The following is a 15,951-nucleotide window of genomic DNA, read 5'->3' as shown; positions in this document are numbered from 1 at the left end:
TCTCCTCTTCTGCACTCAAGTCCCCCAGTTTCCAATGACCCTCCACGGTTGAGCCGTGGGCTTTCACATCAGACTTAAGGGACCGCCTGCGCGCGCTTTACGCCCAATAATTCCGGACAACGCTCGCCCCCTACGTATTACCGCGGCTGCTGGCACGTAGTTAGCCGGGGCTTTCTCGTTAGGTACCGTCACCGTACCGCCCTATTCGAACGGTACTTCTTCTTCCCTAACAACAGAGCTTTACGATCCGAAGACCTTCTTCGCTCACGCGGCGTCGCTCCGTCAGACTTTCGTCCATTGCGGAAGATTCCCTACTGCTGCCTCCCGTAGGAGTCTGGGCCGTGTCTCAGTCCCAGTGTGGCCGGTCACCCTCTCAGGCCGGCTACGCATCGTCGCCTTGGTGAGCCGTTACCTCACCAACTAGCTAATGCGCCGCGGGCCCATCCGTAAGTGACAGCCAAAGCCGCCTTTCAACCAAAGACCATGCGGTCTTCGGTGTTATCCGGTATTAGCTCCGGTTTCCCGGAGTTATCCCGGTCTTACGGGTAGGTTGCCCACGTGTTACTCACCCGTCCGCCGCTAACCAAACAAGAGCAAGCTCCTGTTCGGTTCGCTCGACTTGCATGTATTAGGCACGCCGCCAGCGTTCGTCCTGAGCCAGGATCAAACTCTCCATAGAAAGTTGATTGGCTTCTTTTCAGCTTCAGCACCGACACCGTAAGGTGTCTTGTCGCCTTCGCTTTTCTTATTGTCCAGCTCCGGCTCCTAGCCCCTCGGGGCACTTCGGTCTCGCTGTGGCGGCAACAGCCTCCTCGCGAGCCCTCCAGCGCCTGCCGGGGCTAATCAGTCGCCTTCGCTTTTCTGGATTGACGCTTGCGTTTTGTTTAGTTTTCAAGGAACTTTAACACACTTTATATATTATACATATCAATTTATATGCTGTCAATATATTTTTTATATTTATTTAACAGCGACGTTTATTAATATAATACATATAAAAATGAAAGTCAATAAGTTTTTCTAAAAAATATTAAAAAGGCGTCTTTAAAATATAACGCCTTTCATCGAAAAATTCCGCTCCTAGCATTATTCTTTATCTTTCTACATTACAATATACTTATCGATAATGATTAACGCCGCGGCTCCCGGCACTCCTAGAAATCCGCATATGAACGACGTTACAAGATTGATCGGTATATGAATACTAAAATTCCCCCCGATTGCATTAATTACAAATAATGCCAACGTGCCAATGATCAGCCTGATCGCCCCATATCCTATAAACCGAAGCGCTTTTAATCGCGCGCCTACTAATAACAAAACTGCAATCATCGACAATAATAGAAGAATAACAACCTTTGGTTCCATTCTCTAACCCCCTTTTATTGCTTGTACTACAAAGGTATGATGAACGGGGGAAAAAAGAACAAAAAAATAAAGGAAGTTTAATTCACTCCCTTTAGTGATATACGTCGATGCTTTGCCTCACGAATGAGAAAAAAGTATTTTGCTTCTGTGATATGAAGCGCTACTAATACGTCCTCCGAAGGATCTACGCTCTTTTCAATGAGCCGTTTCTGCTCATACCATTCGTCTCTCATCGTCTGTAATTCCCTTACTAGCTTTAAATCAAACTCTTTTTTCAACCAGCCTTTCCGTCGCCATAACAAGTGACCCCCACCTCTTTCTATAACTCGCGGCGTCCTTCTAAGGCTTTTGAAAGCGTTACTTCATCAGCATATTCCAAATCGCCTCCCACTGGGAGACCATGGGCAATTCTTGTTATCTTAATTCCCGTCGGCTTTAATAACCGCGATATATACATCGCCGTCGCTTCCCCTTCAATGTTCGGGTTTGTCGCTAAAATCACTTCTTGTACCGTTTCGTCTTGCAGCCTTTTTAACAACTCGGCAATTTTTATATCTTCTGGGCCGATGCCCTCCATCGGTGAGATCGCCCCGTGCAGCACATGGTAAAGTCCATTATACTCTTTCATTTTTTCCATAGCAATGACGTCTTTCGGATCTTGCACGACACATATTGTCGTTTTGTCGCGCCTTTCATCTTTGCAAATATAGCAAGGGTCTGTATCCGTAATATGGCCGCAAATCGTACAATACTTAATATTGCGTTTGACGTCTACAAGCGCTTTAGCAAATTCCAGCACCGTATCTTCTTTCATCGTTAAAACAAAAAAGGCAAGACGAACCGCCGTTTTGGGCCCGATTCCGGGAAGCTTCATAAAACTGTCAATCAGTTTAGATATCGGCTCAGGATAATGCATAAAACTCCTCCTAGAATAATCCCGGAATATTCAATCCTTTTGTAAATTGTCCCATCATTTCGTTTGCAAGCTCATCCGCTTTTTTCAACGCATCATTGGTTGCTGCTAACACTAAATCTTGAAGCATTTCGATATCTTCCGGATCCACTACTTCCTCTTTAATTTTTACTTCCAAAATTTGTTTATGGCCGTTCGCAATCACCGTCACCATACCGCCTCCTGCGGTACCTTCTACTGTTTTTTCACCTAACTGCTCTTGTGCTTTCTGCATTTCCTTTTGCATTTTTTGCATTTGCTTTAACATTTTTTGCATATTTCCCATTCCACCACGCATCATCGTGTTTTCCTCCTTCATTCTTTAATTTCAATTAATTCCTCGCCAAACAGCCGCTTTGCTTCCGCTATTAGAAGATCTTCTTCCTCCTGTTCCTGTTTGGCTCCTTTTCCACGAATAAATTCTTCTCTTATCTTGCTCCATTCTTCTTCGGGAACAGCTACCATTTCAAAGCGTTTTTTCGTTAGTTCAAATAAAATGGCCTCTAAATTGTCTTTCACATAATTCGTGTTATCAGCAGCCATTTTGCAGTGAATCTCATACTTAAACTTTAACACAAACGCAGTTGGACTCGCGGCAACTGGCTCGCTTTCCTGCAGTAAGGCCGCGTGAGATACTTTATGTTGCTTTTTCAGCGTATCCAGCATCTCGGCCCAATGGCTTTTGATCAGCGACAAATCTTGATGGGTCGCTTGCTTTAATATTTCATAAATCCGGCCGACTGGTGTTTTATATCCTCCTGTTTTTAGAGCTTTTGTTTGTTTTTTTGCTGGCGCGGAAGCTGCTGCTATCGCAGATACATTTTGCTCTTTAAGACGGCGCAGTTCCGCTTCCAAATATTCTACCCTTTTTATTAACGATTGAAGTTCTTCGGAAGGCGGCAATGCGTGTGAAGCTTGTTGATGGCAAAGCTTTACTAACGCAACTTCCAAAAAAATGCGCGGATGATTCGTCCATTTCATCTCCTGCTGGCTTTTATTTAACACTTCAATCGTTTCATATAGGTCAGAGACCGGTACAGCCTCCGCCAGATGTTTAAATGCGTCGTCTACTATCGCGCCTTTTATCGCCCCATCTACATGGGGAGCTGTTTTGTAGAGCAAAAGATCGCGATAATAAAAAATTAAATCTTCGATAAGACGGTTCGGATCTTTCCCTTGATCCATCATTTTTTCAAGCAACTGCAATACCGTTGCCGTATCTTTCTCATATATCGCCTGCACTAGCGAAGCTAATGTCGCAGAGGATACAGCTCCGGTCATAGCAAGGACGTCTTCAAGCAACAACTGTCCGTCACTAAAGGAAATCGCTTGATCAAGCAAACTTAGCGCGTCGCGCATCCCACCATCGGCCGCGCGCGCGATTGCTGACAACGCCTCATCGGCAGCTTCAATGCCTTGCTGACTGACGACATGTCTTAACCTTGCAACGATCGAAGGCAACGGAATTCTCCGAAAATCAAAGCGCTGACAACGGGAAATAATCGTAAGCGGAATTTTATGAGGCTCTGTTGTTGCTAATATAAAAATAACATGCTTCGGCGGCTCCTCTAGCGTCTTTAACAACGCGTTGAAAGCACCGATCGAAAGCATATGCACCTCATCGATAATATACACTTTATACCGGACCGATGTCGGTGCAAATTTCACTTTATCGCGAATATCGCGGATTTCATCCACCCGGTTATTCGAAGCCGCGTCAATTTCCAGCACATCTGGAATGGCGCCGTTCGTAATGCCAATGCACGCCGGACATTCGTTGCACGGTTCCGCCGTCGGGGCATGCTCACAATTTACCGCTTTGGCAAAAATTTTGGCAGCGCTTGTTTTTCCTGTACCGCGCGGACCAGAAAACAAATAGGCATGAGATATTTTATTTTGAAGCAGGGCACTTTGCAATGTTTTCGTTACGTGTTCTTGACCGACTACATCCGCAAACCGCTGCGGCCGAAAAACACGATATAAAGCTTGATACGTCACGAAATGGCCCTCCTCTTTTTCTCGTCTCATTTATTATATAATGTCTTCGCCTTTTTTCAAAACAAGAAATAAAAAAACTCACTCGCAAGGAGTGAGTTCATGTCCTCTTTATGTAGGCCGTGCACCTTCTGTCGATTAGCTGCCCCAAGCGTTGCTCAAGCAGTTAGCTCAGCCCAGGCACCCCCGCGGCACATGGGAGCATCCGCTTACTGCTGCTTCCTTCCGGACCTGACAGGGTTCACGGAATCCCATTGCGCGGGACCCAGACGTCAACACCACTTACTTGAGACAGACCTTACAGCAGACTAACCTCGAGAAGGGATTCAGCCTCGCTAGAGCGGATTGCGAGTACAGGGCACCGCTACCTCCCCGCTTAGCACGGCAATATAAGTATAGCGGTTTTGCGAAAAAAATGCAATGACTGCGCGTTGTAATTTAATTGGAACTTTGCCCAACATTTTTCTTTTTCTCACGAAGCTTGCGGAAAAAATGGCTTAACATTTGCCCACATTCTTCGCCTAATACCCCGCTTGTTACTTCAGTCTGATGATTAAACCGCTCTTCTTGAAGTAAATTCATCAACGTCCCAGCACAGCCCCCCTTTGGGTCGCTAGCGCCGAACACAACGCGCTTGATGCGGGCAAGGACAATGGCGCCGGCACACATCGCACACGGCTCCAGCGTGACATATAATGTCGCATCTTCTAGGCGCCATGAACGTGTTGCCTTGCACGCTTCATCAATCGCCAAAATTTCTGCATGGGCAATGGCACGCTGTTCCGTTTCCCGCAAATTATGGGCGCGAGCAATAATATGGCCACCTTGGACAATGATCGCACCAATTGGAACTTCTCCTATTTGCTCCGCTTTTTTCGCTTCTTCTATAGCTAAACGCATATAGTATTCATCGTTTACCATTGCTAAACTCCTCGTAAAAACGGTCATTTCTGCTCTTTTTTCATCATAAAATATGAAGAACGAAGACGCAACTAGGAGGTAACGTATGCAAATCCACGTTGTACAAAGAGGACAAACGTTAAGTGGAATCGCGCAAGCGTATAATACGACTCCGGAAGACATCATTCGCGCAAACGAGTTGCCAAATCCTAACGATCTTGTCGTCGGCCAAGCAATAGTGATTCCAATCGTTGGACGTTTTTACTGGGTGCAGCGCGGCGATAGTTTATGGTCGATTTCCCGCAAATTTTCCATTCCAATGCAGCGGCTTGCCGAAGTAAACCGTATTTCTCTTAACAGTCCTTTACAGGTTGGACAGCGGTTATATATCCCTCCAGGAACGAAGAACAGGGCTGAATTTAACGGATATATCGAGCCTCGAGGAACGACTGTCAGCCCAGCTTTGGAGGAAAGCGCTCGTCAAGCCGCTCCATATTTGACTTATTTAGCCCCATTTCATTTTCAAATCCAGCGCAACGCAACACTGAAAGCGCCTCCGTTAAACAATTTCCCATCTATCGCCCGCGACAACCGTGTTACTTTAGTCATGGTCGTCACCAATATCGAAAACGATCAATTTAGCGATGAACTAGGAGCGATTATTTTAAACAACGAATCACTGCAAAACCGGCTTTTAGAGAATATCGTCACGACCGCCAAAAGATACGGATTCCGCGATATCCACTTTGACATGGAATACTTGCGCCCTCAAGACCGCGAGGCGTACAATTCGTTTTTACGAAAAGCGAAGCGGCGATTCGAGCAAGAAGGATGGCTAATGTCTACGGCGTTGGCACCGAAAACGAGCGCCACGCAAAAAGGCCGTTGGTATGAAGCACACGACTACCGTGCCCACGGTCAAATTGTCGATTTTGTCGTCATTATGACATACGAATGGGGATATAGCGGCGGCCCGCCGATGCCGGTTTCTCCAATCGGCCCCGTCCGCAAGGTGCTCGAATATGCGATTTCCGAAATGCCTGCAAGGAAAATTTTAATGGGACAAAACTTATATGGTTATGACTGGACTCTTCCGTATGTTCCTGGCGGACCGTATGCGCGGGCGATCAGTCCGCAGCAAGCAATCCGTCTTGCCGCCCAATACAACGTTGCCATTCAATACGATACAAATGCGCAAGCTCCACATTTCCGCTATCGCGATGAAAACGGAAAAGAACACGAAGTTTGGTTCGAAGACGCCCGCTCTATTCAAGCAAAATTTAATTTAGTTAAAGAGCTTGGCTTACGGGGAATGAGCTATTGGAAATTAGGATTAGATTTCCCGCAAAACTGGCTGCTTCTAACCGATAATTTTAATGTCGTAAAAAGATAAATCCTTTTCCTCTCGCACTTGGAAACATGCCCAAGTGCGTTTTTTTATGTTAGAATAAAATTTGTTTGCTTACGAAGAAAGGGGAAATAGAACATGAGGAACGTTCCATTTGTGGCGGTGGAAGGTCCGATTGGGGTGGGAAAAACCTCGTTAGCAGCAGCAATTGCTAAACAGTTTCATTACCATTTAGTAAAAGAGATTGTCGAGGAAAATCCATTTCTCGGGAAATTTTATGAAAATATGGAGGAATGGAGCTTCCAAACGGAAATGTTTTTCCTTTGTCATCGCTACAAACAATTAGAAGAGATTCAGCACCGTTTTCTCCAACAAAAAGTCCCAGTCGTCGCGGATTATCATATGATGAAAAACTTAATTTTCGCGAAAAAAACGTTAAAAGATCACCATTATCAAAAATATGAGAAAATATACAATATTTTAACCGAAGGTTTGCCGCAGCCCAATATCATCATTTACTTACATGCCAGCCTTGACACCTTGTTAACACGCATTCAACAACGAGGTCGTGATTTTGAAAAAAACATCGATCCGCTCTATTTACAGCAGCTTTGCACCGACTATGAAGAAATCTTTTCCCTATTTGAGCGGGAACATCCGCACGTCCCTGTCCTCCGCCTTAACGGAGATGAGCTTGACTTCGTTCAACGAAAAGAAGATTTACATTACATATTCGAACAAATAAACCATGTCGTAAAAGGAGTTTCATCATGATGAATTTACGTGAAAAATACCGCATTCCAGATCATGCAGTCATTACGATTGCCGGCACGGTCGGCGTTGGTAAATCGACGATGACAAAGGCATTGGCAAAAGCATTGAACTTCCGCACTTCATTGGAAAAAGTAGATACGAATCCTTACTTGGAGAAGTTTTACGGCGATTTTCAGCGCTGGAGTTTCCATTTGCAAATTTATTTCCTAGCTGAGCGGTTTAAAGAACAAAAGCGGATGTTTGAATACGGCGGCGGGTTTGTCCAAGACCGCTCTATTTATGAAGACGCCCATATTTTTGCGAAAATGCACTTTGAAAACGGGACAATGACAGCTGTTGATTACGAAACATATACAAGCTTATTCCAGGCAATGGTGATGACACCGTATTTTCCTCATCCCGATTTGCTTATTTATTTGGAAGGAAGTTTCGAAGAAGTGATGAAACGCATTCGTGAACGTGGGCGTCCAATGGAGCAAAAAACCCCCGTATCCTATTGGAAAGAGATGTACGAACGCTACGAGGCGTGGATTAACGAATTTAACATCTGCCCTGTGTTGCGTATAAATATTAACGAATACGACATTATCGAAGATGAGCGATCGATCGAACCAATTATTCAAAAAGCAGCAGCCATTATTCATGAATATGAACGCATAAAAAATAACCGCCATCGTTAGGCGGTTATTTTCTTGAAAATAAAAATTCGTTACGATAACGTAACGAATTGTTTCGGATAACAATCTCCACTTATGCGCGTTGGTACTCTTCATTTGCTTTCATGGCGGAGGAGGAGGGATTCGAACCCCCGCGCGCCTTGCGGCGCCTCTCGGTTTTCAAGACCGACCCCTTCAGCCAGACTTGGGTACTCCTCCATGCCGACGTCATTCAATATAACATTATCACCGATAAAAGTCAACATCTTTGTATAGCGAAAGCGGGGGGCAACCCCGCTTCGTTTTTTGGCTAGCGGATCACTTCCCTATTTCCCATATATGGACGTAACACTTCCGGAATAACGACCGTTCCGTCTTCTTGCTGATAGTTTTCTAAAATAGCCGCAACTGTACGGCCGATAGCCAATCCTGAACCATTGAGCGTATGCACATATTCCGGCTTTGCTTTCGGGTCGCGGCGGAAACGGATATTGGCACGGCGCGCCTGAAACGCTTCAAAGTTGCTGCAAGAAGAAATCTCGCGATACGTTCCGTAGCTTGGCAGCCATACTTCGATATCGTAAGTTTTCGCTGCTGAAAAACCTAAATCGCCAGTGCACAAACAAACAACGCGATATGGCAGTCCGAGCAGCTGCAAAATTCTCTCCGCCTGATTCGTCAGCTTTTCTAATTCATCATACGAATCTTCCGGCTTAACAAACTTTACCAGCTCCACTTTATTGAACTGATGCTGGCGAATCAGCCCTCTCGTGTCGCGTCCGGCAGAGCCAGCCTCAGCACGGAAACACGCACTGTAAGCCGCATAGTAAATCGGTAAATCTTCAGCCGATAAAATTTCATCGCGATGAAGATTTGTCACTGGCACTTCTGCCGTTGGAATGAGGAAGTAATCTTCTGTTTCGATACGAAATGCATCCTCTTCAAATTTTGGCAGTTGTCCTGTGCCTGTCATGCTGGCCCGGTTGACCAAATATGGCGGCAACACTTCCTGATAACCGAACTCTTCAATATGCACATCAAGCATAAAGTTAATCAACGCGCGCTCCAAACGGGCACCTAGCCCTTTGTAAAAGACAAATCGGCTTCCTGTGACTTTCGCAGCCCGCTCAAAATCAAGAATGCCAAGTTGATCAGCAATTTCCCAATGTGGCTTTGGTTCAAACGAAAACGACCGCGGTTCTCCCCATTTGCGGATTTCCACATTGTCTTCTTCTGACTTGCCAACAGGCACTGATTCATGCGGAACGTTTGGAATAGACAACAACAGGGCATTTAGCTCCTCTTCCACTTGTCGGATTTCTTCATCCATCGCTTTAATGCGCTCACCAACTTCGCGCATTTGCGTAATCAGATGTTCCGCATCTTTTTTCTCGCGTTTTAGCACGGCGATTTGTTGTGATACTTCATTTCTTGTATTTTTTAGTTCTTCTGCTTTTGTAATCAGTTCGCGCCGCTTTTTGTCAAGCTCTTCAAAGCGATCCATATTCGCTAAATCTTCGCCGCGCTGTTGCAGTTTTTCTTTTACTTCTTGGAAATGGTTGCGTATAAATTTGATATCGAGCATGAACAATACCTCCTTCGTTTATTATTATATAAAATAAAAACTCTCGTCCCAAAAAGGGACGAGAGTGATCCCGCGTTGCCACCCTTATTGAAGACAAGGTTGTCTTCCGCTTGCATCGATAACGGCGAAAAACCGAAAATGCTTACTAGCTTACGCATTCGGCATTTTACTCAAGGACGGATTCACAAGCGTTCCCCATCGGTTCGCACCACCCACCGACTCTCTGAAGAGAAACAGTCTTGCTACTAGTTCCTTTCATCGCTTTCGCGTTATACACTTTTGCCGATTACTTGTATCAATAATGTACTATAAGTTTTTCTCAAACGCAACCCGTTTTATGCTTTTGCTTCTTTCACCATATTAAGAAAATAGTGCGTCATGCGGTGGTCATCCGTCAATTCAGGATGGAATGAACACCCGAGAAACTGTCCTTGTCTTGCTGCGACAATGCGGTCCTCATATTTGGCTAAAATTTCGACGTCTTCGCCTACTTCCACGATATGTGGAGCACGGATAAATACACCGATAAAATCATCGGCAACCCCAGCAATCGAAAGTTCCGCTTCAAAACTTTCGCGCTGACGACCGAAAGAATTTCGCTCAACGGTAATATCCATCAGCCCTAAATGTGGTTCATCGTAGCCGACAATTCGTTTCGCCAGCAAAATTAACCCTGCACACGTGCCGAACATCGGTTTTCCTGCCGCCGCAAACTGTTTTAACGGCTCCATAAATCCGTATTTATCTATAAGCCGGCGCATCGTTGTACTCTCGCCGCCAGGAAGAATTAGACCATCCAATTCTGCAAGCTGGTCTGGTTTTTTTACGACAACTGCTTCCGCCCCACATGCTTCAATAGAGCGAACATGTTCTTGCACCGCACCTTGTAAGCCAAGTACACCAATTTTCATCGTCCCATTGCTCCTTCACTTACCAACCGCGCTCTTGCATCCGTTGTTCTGGCAATAATGATGCGACATCAATGCCTCGCATTGCGCCGCCCAACCCTTTCGATAAATGGGCAATTAACTCGTAGTCTTCGTAATGGGTGGTAGCTTCAACAATTGCTCGTGCATATTTTTCTGGATTTTCCGATTTGAAAATACCAGAGCCGACAAATACGCCGTCTGCCCCTAAGTGCATCATCAGCGCCGCGTCCGCTGGAGTCGCGACCCCGCCAGCGGCAAAGTTGACAACTGGAAGACGACCTAACCGCTTAATTTCGCGCAATACTTCGACAGGTGCCCCTAAATTTTTGGCCTCCGTCACTAATTCGTCTTCGCTCATGCTGACCACTTTGCGTATTTGTGCATTGACTTTACGCATATGCCGTACCGCTTCGACAATGTTTCCCGTTCCTGGTTCTCCTTTTGTCCGCAGCATCGATGCGCCTTCCGCAATGCGGCGCGCCGCCTCCCCTAAATCACGGCAGCCGCATACAAAAGGAACGGTAAATTGTCGTTTATCAATATGAAACTCTTCATCGGCTGGCGTTAATACTTCGCTTTCGTCAATATAGTCTACCCCTAGCGCTTCCAACACGCGTGCCTCTACGTAATGACCGATGCGTACCTTTGCCATCACAGGGATCGATACGGCTTTCATCACTTCCTCAACGACCGTTGGATCCGCCATGCGCGCTACGCCGCCAGCAGCGCGAATATCAGCGGGAACACGTTCTAACGCCATTACCGCTACTGCGCCGGCTGCCTCAGCAATTTTCGCTTGTTCCGCATTGACAACATCCATGATGACGCCGCCCTTTTGCATTTCTGCCATTCCTCGTTTGACACGGTCCGTACCCGTAGTTGCCATCTTTTATTCCCCCTTATTTCTATCTTAATACTGTGATAGCTGGGTTAAAATATCACAGATTAGATGATTACATTTTTTTATTTTACCTCAATTTTTTTAAAAATCACAATAGAAAAAGCTCCCTCCAAAGGAAGAAGCTCTTAAAACCAGCCTTTGACTGTTTTTGCTACACTTGTCCATAGATCGCCAAACAATCCGCCGATTCCTCTCATCGTAAGCACAAACCAGTTCGCCTTTTCGACACTCTCTTTTGTCACGATATTTACGCTCACATTTTTCTTCATTTCCGGACTTAAGAAGCTATATGAATCATCGCCTTTGTATTGCAATGTCATATATCCAACTTTTTCTCCTTTTTTTATCGGAGCCGTTAACTCGCCTTGATCGGTTAATTTTTTCTTATCGAAAACATAAACAGGGCGATAATTTTTTTCTTCGCTGCTTTTCACTAATACGGAGAGCGGCTTGTCCGTTACGATCGATACAGTCTTTTCTTTCCCCTTTACGACCGGAAGGGTTTTATTTCCTTTCAGTTGATATCCTTTCGGGTATAGTTCTTTCTTAGAGTAATTGCTGAATCCATAGTCAAACAGTTTCTGCGTCTCTTCGAAGCGAGCCTCCCTCGTTGATTTTCCACTTTTGTCTTTTGCGTTCATCACCACCGTGATGAAACGGACGCCGTCGCGCTTCACTGTCCCTGTAAAGCAATTTCCTGCAAATTCCGTATATCCTGTCTTTAAACCATCGACTCCTGGATAGGCATAAACCAATCCCGGCAGCATCCAGTTCCAGTTATCCATCTTAATTTCATCGTCTGTTCCTTCACGGAATGTTTTATGGGCGATACTTGCTGTTTTCAGCACTTCCGGATGATCCTTCAGCAAATAGTAGGCCAATGTTGCCATTGCCCGCGCCGACATCACATTTTCATCATTTACATCCGTTCCCTCTGAGTGGAAACCTTTTAAATCGTTATTGCTTAATCCAGTAGAATTGACAAACTTATAGTCTTTCAATCCTAATTGTTTCGCTTTTTCGTTCATCATTTTCACGAAATTTTTCTCGGAACCGCCGACAATCTCAGCAATCGCTACTGTGGCCCCGTTGGCTGAATAAATGGCCATTGCTTCGTAAAGTTCGCGAACCGTATATTTTCCATCTTTCCGCAACGGAACGTTCGACAAATCACGATCTTGTGAAAGGCGGTAAACGTAATCACTTGGCGTATATTGTTGATCCCATTTTACCCGTTTTTCCTTAATGGCATCTAGCAGTAAGTATTCGGTCATCATTTTTGTCATGCTGGCAATACCAAGAACAGTGTCAATGTTTTTTTGATACAAAATTCTCCCTGTTTCGGCATCCACCAAAATCGCCGCATCGGCATTAATATCCAATGCATCGCTTTCTGCTTTTGCTACCTGAAACGGCAATAAACCTAAACATAAGCAAACAATAAGGAAACCAATCATCATTTTTTGTCTGATTCTCTTCACTTTCGAACCCTCCTCACACAAACGTTATTGTAACATACCCGCTCACAAAAAAATAGACGGAGAAAATTTCTCCGCCTAAGTTAGGTAAATAGACGCATGAATGAACTACCTACCGATAAACTTCGTTAGAAATAGGAGTTTGTTAAGAAATAGAATAGTTTGGCGCTTCTTTCGTAATTTGCACGTCATGTGGATGGCTTTCACGCAATCCGGCACCCGTCATTCGGATAAATTGCGTTTTTTCGCGCAGTTCTTCTAAATTTCTTGTTCCGCAATATCCCATTCCTGAGCGCAGGCCGCCGACAAGCTGATAAATAGTGTCCGCTAACGGTCCTTTGTACGGAACGCGTCCTTCGATTCCTTCCGGGACAAATTTTTTGTTGTCTTCTTGGAAATAACGGTCTTTGCTGCCTCGTTCCATGGCAGCGACCGAACCCATTCCACGGTACACTTTAAACCGTCTTCCTTGATAAATTTCCGTTTCCCCAGGGCTTTCCGATACGCCGGCCAAAAGGCTGCCCAACATGACGGCATGGGCTCCCGCCGCTATCGCCTTCACGATGTCGCCGGAATATTTAATTCCGCCATCGGCGATAATCGGGACACCATATTTGCGTGCCTCTGTCGCACAGTCGTATATCGCCGTAATTTGCGGCACCCCGACCCCGGCGACGACACGTGTCGTACAGATGGACCCAGGTCCGATCCCGACTTTAACAATGTTGGCGCCTGCCTCGATCAAGTCGCGTGTCGCCTCCGCTGTCGCGACATTGCCCGCGATAATATTTAAATCTGGATATTGCTCGCGAATTTTACGGACGGTCTCGAGGACACCTTTCGAATGGCCGTGCGCCGTGTCCACGACAATGACGTCCACGTTTGCCTCGACCAGCTTTTTCACGCGGACCATCGTATCAGCGGTCACGCCGACAGCAGCCCCGACAAGAAGACGTCCTTGGGCATCCTTAGCGGAGTTTGGAAATTCAATGACTTTTTCAATATCTTTAATGGTAATAAGTCCCTTCAATACCCCATTTTCATCAACGAGCGGCAGTTTTTCAACTTTATACTTTTGCAAAATCTTTTCCGCTTCTTCCAGCGTTGTCCCGACAGGCGCAGTGATTAAATTTTCCTTTGTCATTACATCGGCGATTTTAATGGAATAATCTTGGATAAAACGCAAATCACGGTTTGTAATAATGCCGACAAGCTTTTGTTCTTTCTCATTATTCACAATTGGTACACCGGAAATTCGGTATTTGCTCATTAAATGTTCTGCATCATACACTTGATGCTCAGGGGTCAAGAAAAATGGGTCGGTAATAACTCCCCGTTCCGAACGTTTCACTTTATCGACTTGCTCGGCTTGTTGCTCAATGGACATGTTTTTATGAATAATACCAAGACCGCCTTGTCTTGCCATGGCAATCGCCATTTCTGCTTCCGTGACCGTATCCATTCCTGCGCTAATGATCGGAATATTCAATTGCAGCGTTTCGCTTAATTTCGTCTTCACATCGACATCACGAGGCAATACATCGGATTTGGCAGGAATGAGAAGCACGTCGTCAAACGTTAATCCTTCTTTTACAAATTTCGATTCCCACATGTTTTCTCCCCCTTGTCCCGAAATTATTATTAGTAGCTTATCAACTGGTTAAACTACTGTCAAGGAATATAGAAAATGTTCAACTTTTCAGTTATTTAAAACCAAAATTATGATAATCAAGGGGGATGGAAATGTTTGATTACGGAAACATATCAAACAAATTTATTGTCTTTCATTCGGCTGATATAGCCCAGCAGCTTCTTTACCAGTGCTATGTAAAACAAGAAAGGGAAGATGCTGTACAAAAAAGCTATACAAACTGTTATCCATTCCTTTATTATTTAGAGCACGGGCAAAACTTTTATGCAACGGCACGCCACGCACCATTATCGGTCAAACCTGTTCTTCTATTTTACGGAATGGTGCAGCTTTTAAAGGCTTGCTTGCTTACCGTTGACGCGGATTATCCTGAATCAACTTCTGTCCTGGCACACGGAGTATCAACAAGAAAGCGAAAAAAACAAGGATATGAATTTTTAGATGATGAAGTAAAAGTGCAAAAGAACGGATTGTTTACTCATTTTTCTGAAAAAATGTTTCATGTGAAACAGCTAACAGGGGAAAAATTTCGCATGGGCATACTGCTGCAACGAATATGTGAGCTACATGATATGTTTTCGCTATTGAGCGGCAATAAAAAAATATTTTCTTTAAAAGTAATACATAGCTCTTCGAATCATTCCATCGCCATTCCAAAAGAAATTTTAGATTATTATCATATGACGTTAAATCGATTTATTGATTACATAGAGCAAGAATGGCATTTTTTAAACATAACATTTGCCAAAGAGGAAGAGCGTTTCCTTCATTTCCATGTAGAATCACCGTTACAGCCAATTGGTTGTGAACCATTTTTATTTCATTTAAACGGAACATATTACATTCCTACTAAAAGGGAAAAAATATTTATGCTTCCCGAAATCATTGCCCATTATTTATTACTATACAATTTAAGCATGATCTCCCGGTACGAAACGGAGTGGTGGAGCGAGTTATTGCACTCCTATCCAAGCAAAGCATATATATTGATCGTTCAATTTTTATCTTTAACCGCAGAGAAAGTACCGTTATTGCTTTACCAATACTTAATAAAAAAATTTCATTCCCTTGACTCTTAAGAAATGAAAAAGCATCCTACCTCTTAAATAGGCAGGATGCTTTATAAACATAATTGCCTAGCGACGACCTACTCTTGCAGGGGCGCTGGCCCCAACTACCATCGGCGCTGGAGAGCTTAACTTCCGTGTTCGGGATGGGAACGGGTGTTTCCTCTCCGCCATTGTCACTAGGCAAGTTGTTCAATTGACATAAATAATTATATTCATCTAACCGATTTTGTCAAGAAGGAGTTCATTCCTTCAAAACTAGATAACCGTCTGCTTGGAAGAAGCCAGTCGCCTGCGCTTTTCGTGGTTAAGTCCTCGATCGATTAGTATCCGTCAGCTGCACGTGT

At 44.6% G+C, this 15,951-nt stretch carries 15 protein-coding genes, 1 tRNA gene, 2 rRNA genes, 1 other RNA gene and 1 other annotated feature; of the genes, 4 read left to right on the top strand and 15 right to left on the bottom strand.

What is annotated here, in order from left to right; genetic code table 11:
- From AC1WMD_RS18490 to tadA, 8 genes are all read right to left on the bottom strand, one after another.
- A 16S ribosomal RNA gene (locus AC1WMD_RS18490) occupies nucleotides 1-679 on the bottom strand; the annotation flags it as partial.
- 422 nt (nucleotides 680-1,101) lie between these two features.
- Nucleotides 1,102-1,368 (bottom strand): pro-sigmaK processing inhibitor BofA family protein, encoded by a 267-nt coding sequence (locus AC1WMD_RS18485; RefSeq protein WP_494258181.1) that lies wholly within the window; start codon nucleotides 1,366-1,368, stop codon nucleotides 1,102-1,104.
- A gap of 77 nt (nucleotides 1,369-1,445) precedes the next feature.
- Nucleotides 1,446-1,670 carry a YaaL family protein gene (locus AC1WMD_RS18480; protein ID WP_043906405.1) on the bottom strand — a complete coding sequence of 75 codons (225 nt, stop codon included), beginning with the start codon at nucleotides 1,668-1,670 and terminating at the stop codon, nucleotides 1,446-1,448.
- Between the two features lie 17 nt (nucleotides 1,671-1,687).
- Nucleotides 1,688-2,284 (bottom strand): recombination mediator RecR, encoded by a 597-nt coding sequence (gene recR / locus AC1WMD_RS18475; RefSeq protein ID WP_043906404.1) that lies wholly within the window; start codon nucleotides 2,282-2,284, stop codon nucleotides 1,688-1,690.
- A gap of 10 nt (nucleotides 2,285-2,294) precedes the next feature.
- Nucleotides 2,295-2,621, bottom strand: coding sequence for a YbaB/EbfC family nucleoid-associated protein (locus tag AC1WMD_RS18470; protein ID WP_043906403.1), 327 nt, complete (start codon nucleotides 2,619-2,621; stop codon nucleotides 2,295-2,297).
- Between the two features lie 14 nt (nucleotides 2,622-2,635).
- The gene (gene dnaX, locus AC1WMD_RS18465) at nucleotides 2,636-4,318 is read right to left on the bottom strand and encodes a DNA polymerase III subunit gamma/tau (RefSeq protein WP_494258180.1); all 1,683 of its coding nucleotides are present in this window, start codon (nucleotides 4,316-4,318) and stop codon (nucleotides 2,636-2,638) included.
- 117 nt (nucleotides 4,319-4,435) lie between these two features.
- Nucleotides 4,436-4,700, bottom strand: an RNA gene (gene ffs, locus AC1WMD_RS18460) — signal recognition particle sRNA large type.
- 53 nt (nucleotides 4,701-4,753) lie between these two features.
- On the bottom strand, nucleotides 4,754-5,236 hold the full coding sequence (gene tadA, locus AC1WMD_RS18455) for a tRNA adenosine(34) deaminase TadA (protein WP_043906401.1): 483 nt from the start codon (nucleotides 5,234-5,236) through the stop codon (nucleotides 4,754-4,756).
- Nucleotides 5,237-5,321: 85 nt separating this feature from the next.
- On the opposite strand from tadA, the gene AC1WMD_RS18450 reads away from it, so the two are divergent.
- The 3 genes from AC1WMD_RS18450 to AC1WMD_RS18440 all read left to right on the top strand — a co-directional run bounded on the left by AC1WMD_RS18450 (nucleotide 5,322) and on the right by AC1WMD_RS18440 (nucleotide 8,017).
- On the top strand, nucleotides 5,322-6,608 hold the full coding sequence (locus AC1WMD_RS18450; protein WP_494258179.1) for a glycoside hydrolase family 18 protein: 1,287 nt from the start codon (nucleotides 5,322-5,324) through the stop codon (nucleotides 6,606-6,608).
- Nucleotides 6,609-6,701: 93 nt separating this feature from the next.
- Nucleotides 6,702-7,337 (top strand): deoxynucleoside kinase, encoded by a 636-nt coding sequence (locus AC1WMD_RS18445; RefSeq protein WP_043906399.1) that lies wholly within the window; start codon nucleotides 6,702-6,704, stop codon nucleotides 7,335-7,337.
- Nucleotides 7,337-8,017, top strand: a complete 681-nt coding sequence (locus AC1WMD_RS18440) for a deoxynucleoside kinase (protein WP_043906705.1) — start codon at nucleotides 7,337-7,339, stop codon at nucleotides 8,015-8,017. The genes AC1WMD_RS18445 and AC1WMD_RS18440 overlap by 1 nt, the downstream gene beginning before the upstream one ends.
- Before the next feature lie 102 nt (nucleotides 8,018-8,119).
- Here the strand turns inward: AC1WMD_RS18440 and AC1WMD_RS18435 are convergent.
- The 6 genes from AC1WMD_RS18435 to guaB form a co-directional block, all read right to left on the bottom strand.
- A tRNA-Ser gene (locus tag AC1WMD_RS18435) sits at nucleotides 8,120-8,212 on the bottom strand.
- A gap of 91 nt (nucleotides 8,213-8,303) precedes the next feature.
- Nucleotides 8,304-9,578 carry a serine--tRNA ligase gene (gene serS / locus AC1WMD_RS18430; protein WP_494258178.1) on the bottom strand — a complete coding sequence of 425 codons (1,275 nt, stop codon included), beginning with the start codon at nucleotides 9,576-9,578 and terminating at the stop codon, nucleotides 8,304-8,306.
- A gap of 51 nt (nucleotides 9,579-9,629) precedes the next feature.
- Nucleotides 9,630-9,846 (bottom strand) — a binding site (T-box leader).
- A 67-nt stretch (nucleotides 9,847-9,913) separates the two neighbouring features.
- Entirely contained in the window at nucleotides 9,914-10,489 is a 576-nt protein-coding gene (pdxT, locus tag AC1WMD_RS18425; protein ID WP_043906397.1) for a pyridoxal 5'-phosphate synthase glutaminase subunit PdxT, read from the bottom strand.
- Nucleotides 10,490-10,508: 19 nt separating this feature from the next.
- The gene (gene pdxS, locus AC1WMD_RS18420; protein ID WP_043906396.1) at nucleotides 10,509-11,393 is read right to left on the bottom strand and encodes a pyridoxal 5'-phosphate synthase lyase subunit PdxS; all 885 of its coding nucleotides are present in this window, start codon (nucleotides 11,391-11,393) and stop codon (nucleotides 10,509-10,511) included.
- Nucleotides 11,394-11,533: 140 nt separating this feature from the next.
- Complete coding sequence (locus AC1WMD_RS18415) at nucleotides 11,534-12,865, bottom strand: serine hydrolase (protein WP_494258182.1); 1,332 nt, start codon at nucleotides 12,863-12,865, stop codon at nucleotides 11,534-11,536.
- Nucleotides 12,866-13,031: 166 nt separating this feature from the next.
- Nucleotides 13,032-14,498: an IMP dehydrogenase gene (gene guaB, locus AC1WMD_RS18410; protein WP_043906394.1), complete on the bottom strand. Its 1,467-nt coding sequence runs from the start codon at nucleotides 14,496-14,498 to the stop codon at nucleotides 13,032-13,034.
- A gap of 131 nt (nucleotides 14,499-14,629) precedes the next feature.
- Between guaB and AC1WMD_RS18405 the strand changes: the two genes are divergently transcribed.
- Nucleotides 14,630-15,616 (top strand): YaaC family protein, encoded by a 987-nt coding sequence (locus AC1WMD_RS18405; RefSeq protein WP_494258177.1) that lies wholly within the window; start codon nucleotides 14,630-14,632, stop codon nucleotides 15,614-15,616.
- A 55-nt stretch (nucleotides 15,617-15,671) separates the two neighbouring features.
- Here AC1WMD_RS18405 and rrf read toward each other — a convergent pair.
- Nucleotides 15,672-15,788 (bottom strand): 5S ribosomal RNA (rrf, locus tag AC1WMD_RS18400).
- Between the last annotated feature and the right edge of the window lie 163 nt (nucleotides 15,789-15,951).

The sequence above is a fragment of the Parageobacillus sp. NEAU-HV-2 genome, assembly GCF_059115485.1.
Note: the sequence above shows the minus strand (reverse complement) of the source record. Positions and strands in the feature narration are given on the sequence as shown.